The 18,371-nt window shown below is 62.3% G+C and carries 21 protein-coding genes; 6 read left to right on the top strand and 15 right to left on the bottom strand.

From position 1 onward, the window contains the following. Nucleotide 1 precedes the first annotated feature (1 nt). Together JXQ94_RS09735 and rnhA are read left to right on the top strand one after the other, a co-directional pair. A complete protein-coding gene (locus JXQ94_RS09735; RefSeq protein WP_421923576.1) occupies nucleotides 2-421 on the top strand; it encodes a DUF1801 domain-containing protein in 420 nt (139 codons plus the stop codon). Beyond that, nucleotides 418-861 carry a ribonuclease HI gene (gene rnhA / locus JXQ94_RS09740; protein WP_421923577.1) on the top strand — a complete coding sequence of 148 codons (444 nt, stop codon included), beginning with the start codon at nucleotides 418-420 and terminating at the stop codon, nucleotides 859-861. Before JXQ94_RS09735 ends, rnhA begins: the two co-directional genes overlap by 4 nt. Here the strand turns inward: rnhA and JXQ94_RS09745 are convergent. The 5 genes from JXQ94_RS09745 to JXQ94_RS09765 all read right to left on the bottom strand — a co-directional run bounded on the left by JXQ94_RS09745 (nucleotide 858) and on the right by JXQ94_RS09765 (nucleotide 6,652). Further along, complete coding sequence (locus JXQ94_RS09745) at nucleotides 858-4,070, bottom strand: PAS domain S-box protein (RefSeq protein ID WP_421923578.1); 3,213 nt, start codon at nucleotides 4,068-4,070, stop codon at nucleotides 858-860. The genes rnhA and JXQ94_RS09745 overlap by 4 nt on opposite strands. Before the next feature lie 124 nt (nucleotides 4,071-4,194). Then, the gene (locus JXQ94_RS09750) at nucleotides 4,195-4,542 is read right to left on the bottom strand and encodes an energy transducer TonB (RefSeq protein ID WP_421923579.1); all 348 of its coding nucleotides are present in this window, start codon (nucleotides 4,540-4,542) and stop codon (nucleotides 4,195-4,197) included. A 136-nt stretch (nucleotides 4,543-4,678) separates the two neighbouring features. After that, nucleotides 4,679-5,143 (bottom strand): NfeD family protein, encoded by a 465-nt coding sequence (locus JXQ94_RS09755; protein WP_421923580.1) that lies wholly within the window; start codon nucleotides 5,141-5,143, stop codon nucleotides 4,679-4,681. A 25-nt stretch (nucleotides 5,144-5,168) separates the two neighbouring features. Beyond that, nucleotides 5,169-6,107, bottom strand: coding sequence for an SPFH domain-containing protein (locus JXQ94_RS09760; RefSeq protein ID WP_421923581.1), 939 nt, complete (start codon nucleotides 6,105-6,107; stop codon nucleotides 5,169-5,171). A 47-nt stretch (nucleotides 6,108-6,154) separates the two neighbouring features. Beyond that, nucleotides 6,155-6,652, bottom strand: coding sequence for a peroxiredoxin (locus tag JXQ94_RS09765; protein WP_295694372.1), 498 nt, complete (start codon nucleotides 6,650-6,652; stop codon nucleotides 6,155-6,157). Nucleotides 6,653-6,750: 98 nt separating this feature from the next. On the opposite strand from JXQ94_RS09765, the gene JXQ94_RS09770 reads away from it, so the two are divergent. Both JXQ94_RS09770 and JXQ94_RS09775 read left to right on the top strand, forming a co-directional pair. After that, nucleotides 6,751-7,338, top strand: coding sequence for a YqgE/AlgH family protein (locus JXQ94_RS09770; protein ID WP_421923582.1), 588 nt, complete (start codon nucleotides 6,751-6,753; stop codon nucleotides 7,336-7,338). Nucleotides 7,339-7,359: 21 nt separating this feature from the next. Then, a complete protein-coding gene (locus JXQ94_RS09775) occupies nucleotides 7,360-7,782 on the top strand; it encodes a PaaI family thioesterase (protein WP_421923583.1) in 423 nt (140 codons plus the stop codon). On the opposite strand, the gene JXQ94_RS09780 is transcribed toward JXQ94_RS09775, so the two are convergent. The 10 genes from JXQ94_RS09780 to coxB all read right to left on the bottom strand — a co-directional run bounded on the left by JXQ94_RS09780 (nucleotide 7,763) and on the right by coxB (nucleotide 15,858). Continuing rightward, the gene (locus tag JXQ94_RS09780; protein ID WP_421923584.1) at nucleotides 7,763-8,899 is read right to left on the bottom strand and encodes an EAL domain-containing protein; all 1,137 of its coding nucleotides are present in this window, start codon (nucleotides 8,897-8,899) and stop codon (nucleotides 7,763-7,765) included. The two genes, JXQ94_RS09775 and JXQ94_RS09780, sit on opposite strands and share 20 nt — an antisense overlap. Continuing rightward, nucleotides 8,896-9,474, bottom strand: a complete 579-nt coding sequence (locus JXQ94_RS09785; RefSeq protein ID WP_421923585.1) for a GNAT family N-acetyltransferase — start codon at nucleotides 9,472-9,474, stop codon at nucleotides 8,896-8,898. Before JXQ94_RS09785 ends, JXQ94_RS09780 begins: the two co-directional genes overlap by 4 nt. Before the next feature lie 26 nt (nucleotides 9,475-9,500). Further along, nucleotides 9,501-10,214, bottom strand: a complete 714-nt coding sequence (locus tag JXQ94_RS09790; RefSeq protein ID WP_421923586.1) for an SURF1 family protein — start codon at nucleotides 10,212-10,214, stop codon at nucleotides 9,501-9,503. Between the two features lie 43 nt (nucleotides 10,215-10,257). Then, on the bottom strand, nucleotides 10,258-10,551 hold the full coding sequence (locus JXQ94_RS09795; RefSeq protein ID WP_421923587.1) for a DUF983 domain-containing protein: 294 nt from the start codon (nucleotides 10,549-10,551) through the stop codon (nucleotides 10,258-10,260). A gap of 74 nt (nucleotides 10,552-10,625) precedes the next feature. Further along, nucleotides 10,626-11,480, bottom strand: a complete 855-nt coding sequence (locus JXQ94_RS09800) for a cytochrome c oxidase subunit 3 (protein WP_295694353.1) — start codon at nucleotides 11,478-11,480, stop codon at nucleotides 10,626-10,628. 70 nt (nucleotides 11,481-11,550) lie between these two features. After that, nucleotides 11,551-12,117 carry a cytochrome c oxidase assembly protein gene (locus JXQ94_RS09805; RefSeq protein ID WP_421923588.1) on the bottom strand — a complete coding sequence of 189 codons (567 nt, stop codon included), beginning with the start codon at nucleotides 12,115-12,117 and terminating at the stop codon, nucleotides 11,551-11,553. Next, a complete protein-coding gene (locus JXQ94_RS09810) occupies nucleotides 12,114-12,359 on the bottom strand; it encodes a hypothetical protein (protein ID WP_421923589.1) in 246 nt (81 codons plus the stop codon). Before JXQ94_RS09810 ends, JXQ94_RS09805 begins: the two co-directional genes overlap by 4 nt. Further along, nucleotides 12,359-13,348, bottom strand: a complete 990-nt coding sequence (locus JXQ94_RS09815; protein ID WP_421923590.1) for a heme o synthase — start codon at nucleotides 13,346-13,348, stop codon at nucleotides 12,359-12,361. The genes JXQ94_RS09810 and JXQ94_RS09815 overlap by 1 nt, the downstream gene beginning before the upstream one ends. A gap of 9 nt (nucleotides 13,349-13,357) precedes the next feature. After that, entirely contained in the window at nucleotides 13,358-14,992 is a 1,635-nt protein-coding gene (ctaD, locus tag JXQ94_RS09820; protein ID WP_421923591.1) for a cytochrome c oxidase subunit I, read from the bottom strand. Between the two features lie 14 nt (nucleotides 14,993-15,006). Beyond that, a complete protein-coding gene (gene coxB, locus JXQ94_RS09825; RefSeq protein WP_421923592.1) occupies nucleotides 15,007-15,858 on the bottom strand; it encodes a cytochrome c oxidase subunit II in 852 nt (283 codons plus the stop codon). A 287-nt stretch (nucleotides 15,859-16,145) separates the two neighbouring features. On the opposite strand from coxB, the gene JXQ94_RS09830 reads away from it, so the two are divergent. Together JXQ94_RS09830 and tldD are read left to right on the top strand one after the other, a co-directional pair. Continuing rightward, entirely contained in the window at nucleotides 16,146-16,661 is a 516-nt protein-coding gene (locus tag JXQ94_RS09830; protein WP_421923593.1) for a hypothetical protein, read from the top strand. Nucleotides 16,662-16,773: 112 nt separating this feature from the next. After that, nucleotides 16,774-18,189, top strand: a complete 1,416-nt coding sequence (gene tldD, locus JXQ94_RS09835; protein ID WP_421923594.1) for a metalloprotease TldD — start codon at nucleotides 16,774-16,776, stop codon at nucleotides 18,187-18,189. Nucleotides 18,190-18,371: the final 182 nt, after the last annotated feature.

Below are 18,371 nucleotides of genomic sequence, written 5' to 3' on the forward strand. Positions count from 1 at the left end.
CATGGCCGAGAACAAGACCCAGCCCACCGCCATCAAACCCGCCGATTATGTCGAGACCATCGAGCACCCCGTACGCCGCGAAGATGCCCGTACCCTGCTCGCCCTGATGGAACGCATCAGCGGCTGGGAACCGAAGATGTGGGGCGCGGCCATCATTGGTTACGGGACTTATCACTACACATATGAGAGCGGTCGCGAGGGCGAATTCATGCGCACGGGCTTCTCCCCGCGCAAGGCCAACATGGTCGTCTACATCATGCCCGGCTATAGCGATTACTCGGAAACACTCGCCCGGCTCGGCAAGCACAAGCTTGGCAAATCCTGCCTTTACATCAACAAGCTGGCGGATGTGGACATGGCTGTCCTGGAAGAGATCATCCGTGCCGGCCTCGACGACATGGCGAAGAAATATCCATTGTGAGTACGATCACCATCCACACTGACGGCGCCTGTTCCGGCAATCCCGGACCGGGCGGATGGGGCGCCATTCTGGAGTGGAATGGCCACCGCAAGGAACTCAAGGGCGGCGAGGCCGACACCACCAATAACCGCATGGAAATGATGGCCGCGATCCAGGCCCTGGACGCACTCAAGAAGGCCGACCGCTCGGTCATCCTGATCACCGACAGCGTCTATCTGCGCGATGGCATCACCAAATGGATCCATGGCTGGAAGAAGCGCGACTGGAAGACCGCCGGCAAGAAGCCCGTGAAGAATGTCGATTTGTGGAAACGACTGGATGACCTCACCCGGTCGCACACGATCGACTGGCGCTGGGTCAAGGGCCATGCCGGAGACCCCGGCAATGAGCGGGCCGACGAACTCGCGCGCGAAGGACTGGCCGAAGCTCGCGGCCGCTAGGCCTGCCGCGTTTGCTCGCTGCCAGACCTTGACGGGCTGGCTGCCGCGAGTTCGCGACGCAAGGCCTCGAGCACGTCCGGCAGGTTCAGGGGCTTGGTGAAATACCCCGTCGCCCCGATCCGGGCACATAATTCCCGGGTCGCACGCGTCGCATCGGCCGTGAGGGCAAAAATCGGAATTCCGGCATAGCTCGCGTCCGATGCGCGGATCCGCCGGATTGCTTCATCCCCCGCCATGACCGGCATCTGGATATCCATCAAGACAGCGTCGAACGTGTTGGCGTCCAGCATGTCGAGCGCTTCCTGACCGTTCACCGCCGTCATGACGTCGTACCGATTATGCTGCAGCAAGGCCGCGATCACCATCAGATTGGCCTGGACATCATCAACAACCAGAACCCGTCGTCCGACCTCACCAGCATTGGCCACGGCGGATGAGCGGGCCGGTGCCGTGTTCGCCACCCAGGTGTGATCCGCCGGAAGTGGCAGGGTGAACCAGAAGGTCGACCCCTCGCCCACAACGCTGTCAACGCCGATCTCGCCACCCATCAGCGAAACCAGCTCATGGCAGATTGCGAGCCCGAGCCCCGTGCCCCCGTATTTTCGGGTAATCGAATTATCGGCCTGGGCAAAGCGGTCGAAAATGGCGGCGAGATTCTCGGTTTCTATTCCGGGGCCCGTATCCGTGACGCGGAAATCAATGCTGTCTCCTTCGCCGACCCGGATTTCGACGCTGACCGCACCGCTATCGGTGAACTTGATCGCATTGCCGATGATATTGATCAGGACTTGCCGGATCCTCTTCTCGTCGCCGACCACAAAACGGGCCACATCAGAGGACAGAGCCACGTCGAGTTCGAGCTGTTTTTCCTTGGCCCGCAACTGCATGATGTCGCCAACCATGGCGACCAGCCCGCGCATTTCGAATGATCGTTTCTCAAGCTCGATCATACCGGATTCAATCTTCGAGATATCGAGGATGTCATCGATCAGGTCAGCCAGCGCCTGACCGGAATTGCGGATGGTCTCGACATGCGAGGCCTGTTTGCTGGTCAGCTCGGTCATTTGCAGGATCTGGGTCATGCCCAGCACGCCATTGAGCGGCGTCCTGATCTCGTGACTCATATTCGCGAGGAATTCGGATTTGGCGAGGCTGGCGCTCTCGGCCCGCTCTCGGGCCATGTCCAGAGCCGCGGCCTGCTCGATATCTGCCGTCATATCCATGTGGACGCCCGTCAGGATCGGGGGCGCGTCCAGTCGTTCGCGATAGACACCGAGGGACCGGATATGCCGAAAACTGCCGTCAGGCCGGGCGTAGCGATACTCTCGCTTGAGCTGTGTCTTTGTCTTGTAGGCTTCGGCCAGGCCCGCAGCGACGGCATCGCGGTCGTCCGGGTGAATGCCCGCAACCCAGTCGGCCGGAGATGGATTGGCTGCACCATCGGGAATATTGAACAGGGAACGGCTGCCCTCATCCCAATGATACTCATTGGTGGTGGGACAGACGTCCCAGACACCAATGCCCGAACTGTTGAGAGCGACTTCCAGCCGGGTCGAGATCAGGCGCAGCTCCTCCTCGCGCTCCCGGCGTTCGGAAATGTCCTGGAAAGAACCGACAAGGCGGACCGCTTCCCCATCAGCGAGGATGCGCCGACCGACCGCCCGGACCCAGATGCGCCGGTTCTTGGCCGTAATGAGCGGCAGTTCCAGATCCCATGGCTCGCCGGTTTCAACGCAGTGCTCGACGGCCTGCGAAATCTGGTCGCGGGCTTCCGGGGCGTAGAAATTGATCGCGTGCTCCATATCCGGAAGATAGTCGCGATCAACCTCATGAATCCTGCGGGTCACGGCGTCCCAGATCGGCGTCATCGTGTCGAGATCGACCTCCCAGCTGCCAATCCCGCCAAGCTCCGTGACGGCAGACAGACGCTCGAGGAGAGACTCCAGTCGTTTCTGGCTCTCGACCAGTCCCGCTTCGGTTTGCTTGCGTTCGGTAATGTCGAAGCGAACGAAAATATACCGTTCAACCTCACCCGCTGAATTCAGCTGCGGCGCGATGATCGAGTCAGCCCAGAATATCTCGCCCGACCGGCTGCGATTACAGATTTCACCACGCCAGGGCCGGCCCGCCCGAATCGTCGCCCACATGTCTTTCCAGAAGGCTTCCGGGTGCATGCCCTCGTCCTGCAGGAACTGATGGGTCCGGCCAATGACGTCTTCGGCCGAGTATCCGCTCAACTGGCAGAACGCCTCATTGACGTCGATGATGACACCATTCGGGTCAGCCACGCTGAAAACAGTGTGCTCGCGGATCACATTCATCAGCGATTGGGTCTCCAGCAATGCCTTGCTGAGCTGGTCCCGGATACGGTTTCTTTCGGTAATATCGGTCTGCACCGACATGTAGCCCGTACAGGTGCCGGTGGCATCGGTGATGGGCGTCAACTCGATGAGAACAGTGTATTCGGTCCCGTTCTTGTGGCGGTTGACCAGCTCGACCTGGCACTCCCTGCCGGCCTCAACCGCATCCACCATCTCCTGCACGACCTGGCGGTCGGAATTCGCGCAAAGCAGGAATGAGCCGGGGAAGCGCCCGAGCATCTCTGACAGCGCATAGCCTGTCTGCCGCTCGAACGCCGGATTGGCCCACTCGATCGCCCCCGTCCGATTGGAGATCACCACGGAATTGTGGGTGTGTCGGGCGACCAGGGCGAGACGGGTCTGTTCGCGCGAGACGATCCGGTCGCGGATCAGGTTTTCGACCATCCGGGCAAGCGAAACCAGGCGGTCGCGAGCAGGCTGATCCAACTCCAGCGGCGCGTCATGGATTGCGCACAGCGTGCCCAGCTTCTCCCCCGACGCCAGTCGGATGGGTACGCCGGCATATCCACGAATGTGAGGAGCGCCGGTGACCAGCGGATTTTCCGCGAACAGCGGATCATCAAGCGCGTTCACCACCTCGTAAATGCCATCCTGCCGGATCGCATGATCGCAGAAGGCCCAGGATCTCGGAGTCTCGGTGGCCGGCAGATTGACCGCGGACTTGAACCATTGCCGCTCTCGATCGACCAGGGAAACGGCGGCCATTTTGGCCCCCGTTACCGCTGTAACCAGATCAACGATTGCGTCATATTCGGCCTCGGCAGCCGTATCGAGCAAACCCAAAGCGTGCAGCGCTTCAAGTCGATCTTCCTCGGGAATGTCCGGCATGACGGCACCCATCGCTGATGTTCATGACAATCGTGCACGAGACAATCAGGTGTAATGGGCAAGAAAACGTAAAGAACCGCCCTCAGCGGGGCGGCTCTTCAATCGGGATGATGGGTGATCAGGATCAGTCGCCGAGGCGGAATTCCAGCTCACGGGTGTGGCCATCCGTCTGGGCGGCAGCCGGCGCATAACGCCAGGCTTCGATGGCGGAAAGGGCCGCGCGGTCGAAAATGCCCGCCGGAGTGGATTCGACAACTTCGGCATTGATGACACGGCCTTCAGCGTCGATCGAATAGGACAGACGAACCATGCCCTCAATGCCGCGGCGTTCGGCGCCACGCGGATAGTCCGGGGCAACCAGCTCGACCGTCTCGCGGCTCGTCGTGGTATTGGCAGCAGCCGACGCCGTCAGGACGATCGGGGCGGCAATGGCCGAGACACAGACTAGGGCGGAAAGGATTTGCTTTTTCATGGCGCTCACTCGGGGTTGTTGGTTGCGAATACGAGCGGTGATCTAGACCAATGAAATTGCTGCAGGCTTGCTGGAACCATTAAGATTTGAACGAACCCGGTCATATTGCATGACCGGGCTCGTCATTTTACTACACTTACGAACTAACGCTGAGCACAACACCGTTCACGGCGCTGACAACCAGGGTCGATCCGGCAACCGGATCCGTTCCGTCGGGCGTTTCCGCCGCCCACTCGCTGTCGCCATATTTGACCCGGCCGCGGCCGGAGACGAAGTCGCTGACGACCGTCACGCGCTGCCCGACCATCCGCAAGGAGCGGTCGTTCAGGCCCGAGCCGGCGCCGGCCTTCATGGCCGGGCGGACCCAGCGGTCCCCAACCCATAACAGGCCCAGCGACAGGAGGGCGAAGACCGCCCACTGGATCGGCCAGCTGACACCCAGCATTTCCATCGCGACGAAGCCGGTCAGAAAGGCCGCGGCAGCGGGCCAGAGCAGGTAGGTCGTGCCGGTGAGCAGTTCGGCGATGAGTATCACGCCGCCGATCGCCCACCACGCCCAGAGATTCATGCGGTCAAAGACCGACATCCACAAATCCATCATGACACCTCCTTCTTGACCATTGGACCTAGACCTTGCGGGTGGCCTCGGAAACGGCGTCATGCGCCGCCTTGCCCAGTTCGCCAACGCCCGTGATGGTCGACAGGATGTTGGAGAATTCGGCCGGGATGATCACCGTGCGCTGTTGCTCACTGGTGGCCAGCTTGCCGAAGGCCTCGATGTATTTCTGGCCCAGGAAGTAGTTGATCGCGGACACATCGCCTTTGGAGATGGCGTCCGACACCATCTGGGTTGCGCGGGCCTCGGCCTCGGCTTCGCGTTCGCGGGCCTCAGCGTCCAGGAAGGCACTCTCCTTGCGGCCCTCGGCCTCGCGGATGGCGGCTTCCTTCTCGCCCTCGGCGCGCAGGATGGCGGACTGCTTGGCGCCTTCCGCTTCCAGGATTTCGGCCCGCTTGAGGCGCTCGGCCTTCATCTGCCGGGCCATCGCCTCGGTGATGTCGACCGGCGGCGACAGGTCGCGGATCTCCATCCGGGTCACCTTGGCACCCCAGGGATTGGTCGCGGCATCGATCACCCCCAGCAAGCGGGCATTGATTTCGTCACGCTTGGACAGGGTCTCATCGAGGTCCATGGAACCGATCACGGTCCGCACATTGGTCAGCGACAGATTGATGATGGCAAAGTCGAGATTGTCGACCTCATAAGCCGCCCGCGGCGCGTCCAGCACCTGGATGAAGACAACGGCGTCCACAGAGACGGTCGCATTGTCCTTGGTGATGACGTCCTGATTGGGCACGTCGAGAACACGCTCACGCATATTCATCTTGTAGCCCACCGTATCAATGAACGGCACAAGGAAGTGGAGGCCGGGCTTGAGGGTTCGCGTGAAGCGTCCAAAGCGTTCGACGGTAAATTCCTTGCCCTGCGGCACTGTCTTGATCACCGAGGCGATGACAAACAATGCCAACAGCAGAAAGACACCAATACCGATCATTCCGAAGTCCATGCGAACCCCTCCTTCTTGTTGTTGACCCCTCCCTCACACGAGGAAGGTCAGGCAGAAACGCCGTCGAGCTGACCGAGGATGTGGTCGGCCGAAGACACCTTGAATTCACCCGGCGCCTCGACATTGAGCTCGGCAACCACGCCATCCTTGACCAGGATGGAGAAGCGCTGGGCACGCACGCCCATGCCGAAACCCGTGCCGTCCATTTCAAGGCCGACCGCCTTGGCAAACTCGCCATTGCCGTCAGCCAGCATGACCACGTCGTCGCCGGCATTCTGGGACTTGGCCCAGGCGTCCATGACGAACACATCATTGACCGAGAGACAGGCGATCGTATCGACGCCCTTGGCCTTGATGTCGGTGGCCTTCTCGATAAAGCCCGGCAGATGCTTGGCCGAACAGGTCGGCGTGAAGGCACCCGGCACCGCGAACAGGGCGACGGTCTTGCCGGCGAACACGTCAGCCGTGCTCAGCTTGTTCGGTCCATCAGCCGTCATGGTCATGAAGCTGGCTTCGGGAAGGCGATCTCCGACCGAGATGGTCATGGCATTTCTCCTGTTGATCAGTATGGGCGGTATTCCGCACGGCAAGATAGCGGGAACCCGGCTGGACGCATCCCCCTTTTGGGAGGAACATGTCAGCCATGAGACCCGGACGTTCGACAGATGTGGACGAGACCTTCCTCGGCGGCAAGCTTTTGATCGCGACGCCGAGCATCGGAGATCCGCGCTTTGACCGCACCGTCATCCTTATGTGCGATCACGGACCTGAACACGCAATGGGGATCATCCTCAACAAGCCCGCCGATGACCTGCGCCTGCCCGAGCTGTTCGAGCAGTTGGGGGTGGCCGGCTCGCACCCCACTCCGGACAAGCCGGTGCTGATGGGCGGGCCGGTTGATCAGGATCGCGGCTTCGTTGTGCACACCCGCGACTACTCGACCGGGGACGCGACCCTGCCCGTCAACGCGCGAATCGGGCTGACCGCGACCAAGGATGTGCTCGAGGCCATGGCATCAGCATCGCCGCCGCGCCGCAGCCTGCTGGCGCTGGGTTATGCCGGCTGGGGTGCCGGTCAGCTGGAACACGAACTCGCCGCCAATGCCTGGCTGGTGGCGGAACTGGACGAAGACCTTGTCTTCGACACGGATGACGCGGACAAATGGCCGCGGGCGCTGGACCTTCTCGGTGTCAGCCCCGAACATCTTTCCGCCCTGTCGGGCCACGCCTGACATCCCGAGAACGGATCCCCCATGGCACCGCATATTGTCGAGGACGGCGAGTTCGCCGGTTGGCGTATCTGGCCTGACGACCCGTTCGAACAGACGGTCGGTCCCTTTTTCATGCGGATTGGCGCGGACGGGCCGGAAATGGCCTTCCGCGCGCAGCGCCACCACCTCAATGGCATGGGTGCGGTCCATGGCGGCTGCCTGATGAGTTTTGCTGATTTCGCGCTGTTCGGAATTGCCCATGAGGAGCTCAAACCCTCCGGCTATGGCGTCACTATCGCCTTTACCTCGGAGTTTATTTCGGGTGCGAAAGAAGGCGCGCTGATGGAAGCGCGGGGCGAGGTCCTGCGCGCCGGCGGCTCACTTATTTTCGTACGCGGCCTGATCACCGGCGATGATGTCCCGGTGCTCAACTTCTCCGGTACGATCAAGCGCCTGCGGGCCTGAACCGCCCCTCCATGCCACCGATCAATGCCTGCTCGGCCGCATCCGGCGACAGGGCACCGGCATAGCGATAGCCCTGGGCATACTGGCAGCCCATCGCGGCAAGCCGCTCGGCCGCCGCGACATTCTCGACGCCCTCGGCCACGACTTTCATGCCGAAATGCGTGGCCAGCTGGATCACTGATTTGACCACTGTGCCGGCCGCTTCGTCACCGGCCATGGCCCGGACGAAATAGCGATCGATCTTGACCACATCGAAAGGCAGCATGTCGAGCCGCGCCAACGAGGAATAGCCGGTACCGAAATCGTCCAGCGCCAGCGACACCCCGCCCTGCGCCAACCTTTGCATCGCCGCCGCTGCCATATCGGGGTCCTGCATGATCTCGGTCTCGGCAATCTCCAGCTTGAAGGCCCCGGCCGGCAGTTTTGCGGCCCCGACGCAGTCGAGCAGGTCGGTCACGAATGCCGGATCAACCAGTTCGCTGACCGTCGCATTGGCGGAAATGAAAATGTCAGCCGCCGCGCCATGGGCGACCCGCCAGGAGGACAGGTCGGCGGCCGCATGACCGCGTACGGTCGTGCTGATCCGATTCAGCAGGTCCAACTCGTCCGCCATGTCCAGAAAGTCATCCGGCGACAGGATTCCGACGCCCGGCCGGTCCCAGCGGGCCAGGGCCTCGAAGCCGGCCAGCCGGCCGGTATCCAGCGCAATGATGGGTTGGTACCAGGCCATGACTTCGCCGGCGGCAACGCCCTTGGCGAGGGCATGCTCTTCGCCGATCCGTCCAGCCAGGTCGCGCGTCGCGCCGGCCGGGGTCATCAGGCCTTCAAACTGCCCATCGCCGACGCGCCGGCCGAGCAGGCGGACATAGGCCAGACGATTGCCCGCGCCGATCAGGCGAATTCTGAGGTCCAGCGTGTCGCCGTCAACCGCAGCGGCAAGCCGCGATTGGTCGGCCGGTCCGAGCCGATCCAGAAAGCCCTGCCAGTCCATTTCTGCCGGGTCGAAACCGAAGGCCGCGGCATCACCGGTCAGTCGGACCCGACCGGCGACAAGATCACAGGCAAAGGCCAGCGCACCGGCTGCACGGACGCCGGCTTCATATCCGGTTTCCGTCATTTGCGGGGATCGGTGGACAGAATGGCGAAGCGGTCATGGTCGCGCCACTCACCGGCGATATTGAGGAAGGCGCGCGAGCGGCCTTCCCGCACGAAGCCGACCTGTTCCAGCAAGGTGCGCGAGGCGGCATTGTTCGGCTGGCACGCAGCCTCGACCCGATGCAGGCGCAACTCGTCAAAGGCAAAGGCCAGAACGCGGCGCACAGCGGCCCGCGTATGGCCCTTGCGAACATAGGGCGAGCCGATCCAGTAACCGACATCGGCCGATTGCAGCACGCCGCGCCGGACATTGTTCAGATTGCAGGCGCCGAGCAGGACATCATCGCGGGCACGAACCACAAAGAAGGGATAGCCCAGTCCGGCATCGCGATCGGCCTGATAGCGGTCAATGCGGCGGCGAAACGCCCCCTTGGACAATTCATCGCTGGTCCAGGCGGGTTCCCAGGGCTCGGTGTGAGCGCGCGAGGCGCTGCGCAGCTTGGCCCAGCCTTCGTAATCGGAAAGCGTCGGGGCTCGCAGGCGAATGCCCTGACCGGTGAGGGTCTCGTCCCAGGAAGTTTCGCGCCAGACTGCCAAATTCCATCTCCGTAGCCGGGCGGATACTAGTCCGCCTTCTTGTTCTTGTCGCCATCGTGCGATGGCGTTGTAAAGCGCAGCCGACCCCGGCTGACATGCAGGGCGAGATACACCCCGATCAGAGCCAGCGCCAGACCATACCAGGTCAGGGCATAGCCCAGATGCTTGGCAGGCGGCGTCCGGCTCAAGGAGGCCGGCATGCCGCTGTCCGAGCGGGCCCAGACCGGCAAGAGGCTGTCCGGGTCAATCCCGAAGGCCGCCGCCATGGCTGCACGATCATGGCTATACCATGCATTGGTATCCGGATCGTTTCCGGGAGTGAAAAGACCGGGCGCCGGTGGCGTTTCAATGCGCCAGACCTGCACAGCCGTCTGGGCCTCGCTGCGCAAATCCTCGAAAGCGACTTCCACCATCAAGAAACGCGCCGGGTCGTCGGGACGGCAGCGCGGCGCCGGCATCAGGGCCAACCGCATCCAGCCAGCCGTCTCACGCAGGGTGTAGAGGCGCAGCGTCTGGCCGCTCAGCGGAACAGGGCCGGTGACCGGGGCCGAGAAGGCACCCCTGTCGGGTTCACACAGGGCCTCGCGGAAGCCGACCGCCTCACCGCGCGCTTCATAGGCCTCGATCTGCCCGGCCTTCCAGGACATGCGTTGCATCTGCCAGCCGCCCAGCGTCAGCAGCAGGGCGAGGCTTGCCGCGGTGAACAGGGTGAGCAGTGGAAGCGGCTGGAAACGGGGCATGGCGGACGGGGTCCATCACCGAAAGGGGCGAGGCGGGCAGGCCTCAATTATCCAGCCGGGCCTCCTGGGCGTCGTGCTGGAATTGCAAGGCAAAGAGCAGGCCCTTGATCGGCCGCAGGGCGGCAATGCAGGCAAGCGGGACGAAAGGCAACTGGAAGATCGCGTGGACCCACCAGGGTGGGCTGAAGGCCGCCTCGACCAGAAGGAAGAGGACCATTGCCAGGAAGCCGACGATGAAAAGGACGAAGACCGAGGCGCCGTCGCCGACATCGGCACATTCAAAGTCCGCCCCGCACACATCACAACGCGGCGCGATCCTGAGCAGTCCGTCAAACATGGCCCCCTCCCCGCATTTCGGGCAGCGCCCCCGGGCGCCCGTCGAAAACGGGGAGGGTTTTGTCATGCTGTCGGTCAGCCTTGGTAGACGACGTAGACGAAGGCGAACAGGAAGAGCCAGACAACGTCAACGAAATGCCAGTACCAGGCCGCGGCTTCGAGGCCGAAATGCTTCTTCGCGCTCATCTGACCGTTCAGAAGACGGATCAGGCAGACGGCGAGGAAAATGGTACCGATGACGACGTGGGCGCCGTGGAAGCCGGTCGCCATGAAGAAGGCAGAGCCATAGAGATTGCCGCCATCTGCCATCGAGAAGGCGAAATGGGCTTCCGAATACTCGTAGACCTGAAGGGCCGTGAAGAACATGCCGAGCGCGACCGTGAAGATCAGGCCGGTAATCGCGCCCTTGCGGTCATCATGCTGAAGCGCGTGGTGTGCCCAGGTCACGGTGGTGCCTGACAGCAGCAGGACCAGCGTGTTCATCAACGGGATATGCCAGGGATCGAAGGTTTCCACGCCAGCCGGCGGGAATGTCGCAAGCGCCGGGTCGAGGCGCACGTCCGGGAAGATCGCGTACTCGAAGAAGATCCAGAACCAGGCCACGAAGAACATGACTTCCGACGCGATGAACAGGATCATGCCATAGCGCATGCCGATATCGACAACGCTCGTATGATCGCCGCGCTGGGATTCCTTGATCATGTCGCCCCACCAGCCGATCATCGTCCAGATGACCACGCCGAAACCGAGGATCAGCCCACCCCAGGACCCCTCGGCCAGCATGAAGGCCAGCGGATGCTCAGCCGAGACCAGGCCCGCCATATTGCCGACGGCACCAACGGCCAGAAGGAAAGCGCCCACCGAGCCCACAAACGGCCACGGGCTCGGGTCAACCAGGTGGTAGTCGTGCTTAGCGGCATGCCCAGCCATCGCGAATCTCCTGCGATTTCAAATCAGCGAAGTATGCCCCTGATACGCGGCACACCCGAAAGGTTCAATGCTAAGGCGCGGCGTCGGACGGATCCGACCCCCCGTCTTGGGACTCAAAAAAGGTATAGGACAGGGTGATTGCGGCGACATCATCCATGCGCTCTTCCTCGGCGATCAACGGATCGACAAAGAACAGGACCGGCATCTCGATGCTCTCACCCGGTTGCAGCGTCTGCTCGGTAAAGCAGAAGCATTCCAGTTTGGAAAAATAGGTCGCCGCCTTGTAGGGCGCGACATTATAGGTGGCCACGCCGGTGACCGGCTGGCTGGAATTATTGGTCGCCGTGTAATAGGCGAGTGCGGTTTCACCGACCCGGACCGTGATCGACCGCTGCGCCGGCTCGAAGGTCCAGGGCAGGTTGCGATTGGTATTGGCGTCAAAATAGACCGTGACTTCGCGATCCAGAATGGCGCCGGCCTCGCCGACCGCGACCTGGGTCGTCCCGCCATAACCGGTCACCCGACAGAACAGGTCATAAAGCGGGACCGCGGCATAGGCTGCGCCGACCATCACGGCTGCGGCAAGGGCCGAATACGCCGCGACACGGGCATTCTTGTTGAGCGGCAGACGGGTCATGCGCCCGCTCCCGCCGCAATATTCTGGCTCAGTCGAACCACTGTGATCGCGAAGACCGCCACCATGAAGCCGATCAGCGACCAGGCGATGACCACATTGCGGCGCGCGCGGGCCTTCTCCTGCTCAGGCGTCAGGCGCACAGTCTCGGTCGACTGCGTATAGTCCGGCTGTTCGGACTCGATGACCTCTTCGATCATCTCGCCGACGGATTTCTTGGATTTGCCGTTCTCGGTCTCTGTCATCATCCCACTCCCGGAATGGCGACATATGCACCAAATGCATGCTCGATGATCAATGCGGCAAAAAGAACCGTCAGATAACCGATCGAATAGGCGAAGAGGTCACGCGCGGCCTTGTCGCCAGCCCGCACGGCATAGAGCGCGCCCTCTTCGGCCGAACCGGCCTCGCCGGCACGAGAGCGGAAAATCCGCCAGGCCAGCAGCAGGAAGAGCAGGCCGCCGCCCAGAGAGGTCGCGCCATAGACAGCGCCGCCCAGCCCGGTCAGGACCGGCGCGCCGGCGAAGACCACCAGCACGATGGAATAGAGCAGAATTTGAAGACGCGTCGACTTGGCGCCCCGGGCGACCGGCATCATCGGCACATTGGCGGCGGCATAATCGCCCGACTTGTAGAGCGCCAACGCCCAGGAATGGGGCGGGGTCCACAGGAAGATGATCATGAAGAGGATGAAGGCATCGAGCGAAATCTCGCCCGTTGCCGCGACCCAGCCGATCATCGGCGGGAAGGCCCCGGCAGCGCCACCAATGACGATATTCTGCGGCGTCGAGCGCTTGAGGATCATCGTGTAGATGACGGCGTAGAAGAAGATCGAGAATGCGAGCAGGCCGGCGGCGAGGTAATTGCTCGCCAGCGCCATCAGCAGAACCGACAGGATAGCCGCGACGACCCCGAAACCATAGGCATTGGCCACCGAGACCACACCGCGCGGAATCGGACGCTTGCGCGTGCGCTGCATGGTGGCGTCGATATCGGCGTCATAGGCCATGTTGAGCGCACCGGCGGCGCCGGCACCCACGGCCAGGCACAGGATCGACATCACCGCCAGGAAGGGGTCGGCATCGACCGGTGCCGCGATGAGACCGGCAAAGGCGGTGAAGACGACCAGCGTCATCACCCGCGGTTTCATCAGGTCAAAATAGTCGCGGGGCGAGGCTGTCGAAACAGCCTCGCCCTCTGCGCGATTGTCGCTTGGGGTCACAATGGTGTCCAAGGTCAAACCCTATTTGATCTTCGGCAGTTCGGAGAACTGGTGGAAGGGCGGCGGCGAGGAGAGCGTCCACTCGAGCGTGGTTGCACCTTCGCCCCACGGATTGGCATCCGCCTTGCGGCGACGGATCATCGCGTCGATCAGCACGGCGAAGAAGAGCACCATACCCACCAGCATGATCAGATAGCCCCAGGAGGAGACGGCGTTCCAGAACTCGAAGGCGTCCGGATAGTCGACATAGCGACGCGGCATGCCGTTCAGGCCGAGGAAGTGCTGCGGGAAGAAGATCACATTCGCGCCGATGAAGAAGAAGAAGAACTGGGCGCGAGCCAGCCAGGAATTGTACTTCACACCGAAGATCTTCTCGAACCAGTAGTACCAGCCGGCGAAGATCGCGAACACGGCACCCAGCGACAGCACATAGTGGAAGTGCGCCACCACATAATAGGTGTCGTGCAGGGCCTGGTCGACGCCGGCATTGGCCAGCACCACGCCCGTCACACCGCCGACGGTGAACAGGAAGATGAAGCCGATCGCCCACATCATCGGGGTGCGGAACTCGATCGAGCCGCCCCACATCGTGGCAATCCAGGAGAAAATCTTGATCCCCGTCGGCACCGCAATGACCATTGTCGCGGCCACGAAATAGGCTTTCAGGTCAACCGGCATACCGACCGTGTACATGTGGTGGGCCCACACGATGAAGCCGATGAAGCCGATCGCCACCATGGCATAGGCCATCCCGAGATAACCGAAGATCGGCTTGCGCGAGAAGGTCGACACGATGTGCGAGACAATGCCGAAGCCGGGCAGGATGAGAATGTAGACTTCCGGGTGGCCGAAGAACCAGAACAGGTGCTGGTACATGACCGGGTCACCGCCACCTTCCGGTGCGAAGAAGGCCGTGCCGAAATTACGGTCGGTCAGCAGCATGGTCAGCGCGCCGGCGAGAACCGGCAGGGAGAGCAGAAGCAGGAAGACCGTCACGAGAACCGACCACACGAAGAGCGGCATCTTGTGGATCGTCATGCCCGGAGCGCGCATGTTGAAGATCGTCGTGATGAAGTTGATGGCCCCCAGGATCGACGAGATACCGGCGATGTGCAGCGACAGGATCAGGAGATCCATCGCCGGACCATTATGGCCGGAGGTCGACAATGGCGGATAGAGAACCCAGCCGCCCCCGAAACCGAGATCGGCACCGGCACCCGGTACGAACATCGACATCAGCGCCAGCGCGAAGGAGGCCGGCAGGAGCCAGAAAGAGATATTGTTCATCCGCGGGAAGGCCATGTCGGGCGCGCCGATCATGAGCGGGACGAACCAGTTGCCAAAACCGCCGATCATCGCCGGCATGACCATGAAGAAGATCATGATCAGGGCGTGCATCGTGGTGACAACGTTATAATTGTGCGCGTTGCCGAACAGGGCGCCCCAGCCGGTATCCTCACCGGTGAAGACCTGCAGGCCCGGCTCCATGAGCTCCCAGCGGATCAGGCCGGAAAGACCACCACCGATGATCCCCGCGAAGATCGCGAAGACCAGGTACATCGTACCGATGTCCTTGTGGTTGGTGGACAGCACCCAACGGCGCCAGTCCCACATGCTCGGGGTATGATCGTCGTGCGTAGCGGCGTCAGCAGACATGGTTCAGCCCATCCCTAGTCGAGTTGCGCCAGGCGCGTTTCCCGCGCGGCGGTATATTCAGCAATGATCGCGTCAGCGGCTTCGGAGTATTCGTCCTCGGCCTTGGCCGCGATCCAGGCGTCGAAGACATCCTGGGGCACGACATGGACTTCGATCGGCATGAAAGCGTGGCGAAGACCGCAAAGCTCGGAGCACTGGCCGTAATAGACGCCCTCCTGGGTCGCCTGGAACCACGCCTCGTTGATCCGGCCCGGAATGGCATCCATCTTGGTGCCGAAGGCCGGCATCGCCCAGTTGTGGATGACGTCGGACGCCGTGACCTGCAGGCGGACCGTCGCATTGACCGGAACCACCAGCGGGTAATCAACGGACAGATTGCGCAGCTGACCCGGCTCGAGGTCTTCCTCTTCAACCATGTTGGAGAAGTATTCCGCGACTTCGTGATCAGGATATTCGTAAGACCAGTTCCACTGATTGCCGGTGGCCTTCAGCGTGAAGTCGATCTCGGCCGGGATCACGTCCTGCTTGTAGAGAAGCGGGAAGGACGGGATCGCGATGCCGATCAGGATCAGCACCGGCACTGCCGTCCACACCACTTCGAGCAGCGTGTTGTGGCTGAACTTGGAGGGCGTCGGATTGGCCTTCCGGTTGTAGCGGAACATCACATAAACCAGCAGACCCATCACGAAGACCGTGATCACGGTGATGATGATCAGCAGGAGATTATGGAAAGACACGATGTCTTCCATGATCGGTGTCACGGCAGGCTGAAGGCCCAGCGCTCCGTCGGTTGGCTGGCCGGGCGTGGCAAACGCGCCGGCTGCGAAAGTCGTCCAAGTGAGCGCAAGTGCGGTCAGGAATCGCATGGCTTCCCCATACAAGTCAGGCATTAAGGCGGGAATCCCCCACCGATGGCGGCGGAATATAGAGCCCGTCTCCGGCCGTGTCAGGCCATCAACGGCATTTTTTCTCGTGTCATACACACTGGGCGCCGCATTACAGGAGATTGTCCGCCTGGAAAAGGCCGCATGCCCAGCTCGCGAAGTTATGATCAGCGCATTTGTCATCAGTGACATATCATGGAGCGGTTCATAGCAACGGAAAGGAGCGACCGATGCGTCCATTCGTCTCACTCGCTGCCCTTGTAGTTTGTATGAGTACTGCACCGGCAACCGCCCAATTCCAGGTGCTCGGCCGTTCACCCGCCGCGACCTGTTTCGAACATGCTGTCGCCTCCCGTCATGATGTCCGCGCCGTCCAGGATTGCGACATGGCCCTGCGCGACAATCGGGTGACCCGCCGTGATCGCGCGGCAACACTGGTCAATCGGGGCATTTTGCGGATCCACCAGAACCGGCATGCTGAAGCCCTCGACGACTTTCGCCGGGCCGAATCCCTGCACGATTTCGCCCCCAGCGCGCTGGCGGTGAACCGGGCCTGCGCCCTGATCGGACTCGGCCGCTATGCCGAAGCCGTGGACCGGGCAGATCTGGCGATCCGGGCCCGGGACAGCCGCGAGGCCGATGCCTGGTATAATCGCGGTCTGGCGCTGGAAGCGCTGGATGAGCTCGCGGCCGCCTATGATTCCCATCGCCAGGCCCGTCGGTTGCGCCCCGGCTGGGACCTGCCGCAGCATGAGCTGTCCCGCTTCACCATCTCTTCGCGCTAGCGGGGCGCAGACCCTGCCCGGCGTGGCGACTGCGTCGCGCCGCGCGCCCTGTGTTCACGCCCGGGGTTGGCTCGACTATGTATGGTGTCGAGAAGCCCCGGGAGTGCGCCTCATGTCCGATGATCCGATCAGCCAGTTCGATTTTGATGTCGACAGCGTGCAACCGATTCTGCACGACGCCCTGCACGGGGCCGATGATGGTGAACTCTTCCTGGAAACCGAAGTGTCCGAATCACTCGTCTTTGATGACGGGCGCTTGAAGGCGGCCAATCTCGATTCGGCGCGCGGCTTTGGCCTGCGCTGTGTCGCGGGCGAGGCCTTCGGCTATGCCCACTCCTCCGATCCGACCCTGGACGCGGTTCGCCGCGCCGCAGAGGCCGCCTCGGCGGTGAAACGCGGCCATGCCGGTGTCCTCGCACCGCCGCCCGCCGGGACCAATCGCAAGCTTTATGACGCCATCGATCCGGTCGCCCAGCCCGGCTTTGAAACCAAGGCATCTCTGCTGCAGGAGATCGACGCCTATTGCCGGACCAAGGATGCCAGCGTGGTCCAGGTGTCCGCCTCGATCGCCGGCGCCAAGCGTTCCGTGTCGATCCTGCGCGCCGGCGGTGATCTGAAAACCGATATCCGCCCGCTTGTCCGCCTCAATGTGTCGGTGACCGTCGAGCGAGCAGGTCGCCGCGAGACCGGCTCCGCCGGAGCCGGTGGCCGCACCGAGTTCGATCGCTGGATCACACCGGATGCCTGGAAGCCGCTGGCCGACGAGGCGCTGCGCATCGCCCGCGTCAATCTCGATGCGGTCGACGCCCCCGCCGGTGTCTATGACGTCGTGCTCGGACCGGGCTGGCCCGCCGTCCTTCTGCACGAGGCCGTGGGTCATGGCCTGGAAGGCGATTTCAACCGCAAGGGCTCGTCTGCCTTCGCCGGGCGCATGGGTCAGCAGGTCGCCGCCAAGGGCGTGACCGTTGTCGATGACGGCACCATGCCGGAACGTCGCGGTTCGCTCACCATTGATGATGAGGGCACGCCGACCGAGCGTTCCGTACTGATCGAGGACGGCATTCTGACCGGATACATGCAGGACCGCATGAATGCCCGCCTGATGGGCCAGAAGCCGACCGGCAATGGCCGGCGTCAGTCCTATGCCCACCCGCCGCTGCCGCGCATGACCAATACCTACATGCTGGCCGGCGAGCACAAGCGCGAGGAAATGGTCGAAAGCCTGAAGGACGGCATCTATGCCGTGAATTTCGGCGGTGGCCAGGTCGATATCACCTCGGGCAAATTCGTCTTCCAGTGCACCGAGGCCTATCGCGTCCAGGACGGCAAGATTGTCGCTCCGGTCAAGGGCGCAACCCTGATCGGTGACGGCCCGACCGCCCTCACCCAGATCACCATGATCGGCGATGATTTCGAGATGGATCCGGGTGTCGGCATGTGCGGCAAGGCCGGCCAGGGCGTCCCCGTCGGTGTCGGTCAGCCAAGCCTGAAGATTTCCGGCCTGACGGTCGGTGGTTCCGGCGGCTGAACCGTCGACCAATCGGGCGATCAAGCGCCCGATTCCGACCGTGACCAAAATTTCATGTCCGGAAGATTACCACGGCGTGATCGCTCAGTTTTCTATAAAGCCCATACAAAACAGCATTTTGCCGCCCCACGCGCGCGACTTAGCACGTGCAGCATAACACGTCCGTGACGAACCTTACGGAA

It is taken from the genome of Maricaulis maris, from assembly GCF_049116555.1.
In the GTDB taxonomy this organism is placed as follows: Bacteria; Pseudomonadota; Alphaproteobacteria; order Caulobacterales; family Maricaulaceae; genus Maricaulis; species Maricaulis maris_C.

What these genes read in the sequence shown, in the direction of transcription:
- JXQ94_RS09735 (WP_421923576.1), top strand. Translation starts at nt 2, where the DNA reads ATGGCCGAGAACAAGACCCAGCCCACCGCCATCAAACCCGCCGATTAT.
- JXQ94_RS09745 (WP_421923578.1), bottom strand. Translation starts at nt 4,070, where the DNA reads ATGCCGGACATTCCCGAGGAAGATCGACTTGAAGCGCTGCACGCTTTG.
- JXQ94_RS09750 (WP_421923579.1), bottom strand. Translation starts at nt 4,542, where the DNA reads ATGAAAAAGCAAATCCTTTCCGCCCTAGTCTGTGTCTCGGCCATTGCC.
- JXQ94_RS09755 (WP_421923580.1), bottom strand. Translation starts at nt 5,143, where the DNA reads ATGATGGATTTGTGGATGTCGGTCTTTGACCGCATGAATCTCTGGGCG.
- JXQ94_RS09760 (WP_421923581.1), bottom strand. Translation starts at nt 6,107, where the DNA reads ATGGACTTCGGAATGATCGGTATTGGTGTCTTTCTGCTGTTGGCATTG.
- JXQ94_RS09765 (WP_295694372.1), bottom strand. Translation starts at nt 6,652, where the DNA reads ATGACCATCTCGGTCGGAGATCGCCTTCCCGAAGCCAGCTTCATGACC.
- JXQ94_RS09770 (WP_421923582.1), top strand. Translation starts at nt 6,751, where the DNA reads ATGAGACCCGGACGTTCGACAGATGTGGACGAGACCTTCCTCGGCGGC.
- JXQ94_RS09775 (WP_421923583.1), top strand. Translation starts at nt 7,360, where the DNA reads ATGGCACCGCATATTGTCGAGGACGGCGAGTTCGCCGGTTGGCGTATC.
- JXQ94_RS09780 (WP_421923584.1), bottom strand. Translation starts at nt 8,899, where the DNA reads ATGACGGAAACCGGATATGAAGCCGGCGTCCGTGCAGCCGGTGCGCTG.
- JXQ94_RS09790 (WP_421923586.1), bottom strand. Translation starts at nt 10,214, where the DNA reads ATGCCCCGTTTCCAGCCGCTTCCACTGCTCACCCTGTTCACCGCGGCA.
- JXQ94_RS09795 (WP_421923587.1), bottom strand. Translation starts at nt 10,551, where the DNA reads ATGTTTGACGGACTGCTCAGGATCGCGCCGCGTTGTGATGTGTGCGGG.
- JXQ94_RS09800 (WP_295694353.1), bottom strand. Translation starts at nt 11,480, where the DNA reads ATGGCTGGGCATGCCGCTAAGCACGACTACCACCTGGTTGACCCGAGC.
- JXQ94_RS09805 (WP_421923588.1), bottom strand. Translation starts at nt 12,117, where the DNA reads ATGACCCGTCTGCCGCTCAACAAGAATGCCCGTGTCGCGGCGTATTCG.
- JXQ94_RS09810 (WP_421923589.1), bottom strand. Translation starts at nt 12,359, where the DNA reads ATGACAGAGACCGAGAACGGCAAATCCAAGAAATCCGTCGGCGAGATG.
- ctaD (WP_421923591.1), bottom strand. Translation starts at nt 14,992, where the DNA reads ATGTCTGCTGACGCCGCTACGCACGACGATCATACCCCGAGCATGTGG.
- coxB (WP_421923592.1), bottom strand. Translation starts at nt 15,858, where the DNA reads ATGCGATTCCTGACCGCACTTGCGCTCACTTGGACGACTTTCGCAGCC.
- JXQ94_RS09830 (WP_421923593.1), top strand. Translation starts at nt 16,146, where the DNA reads ATGAGTACTGCACCGGCAACCGCCCAATTCCAGGTGCTCGGCCGTTCA.
- tldD (WP_421923594.1), top strand. Translation starts at nt 16,774, where the DNA reads ATGTCCGATGATCCGATCAGCCAGTTCGATTTTGATGTCGACAGCGTG.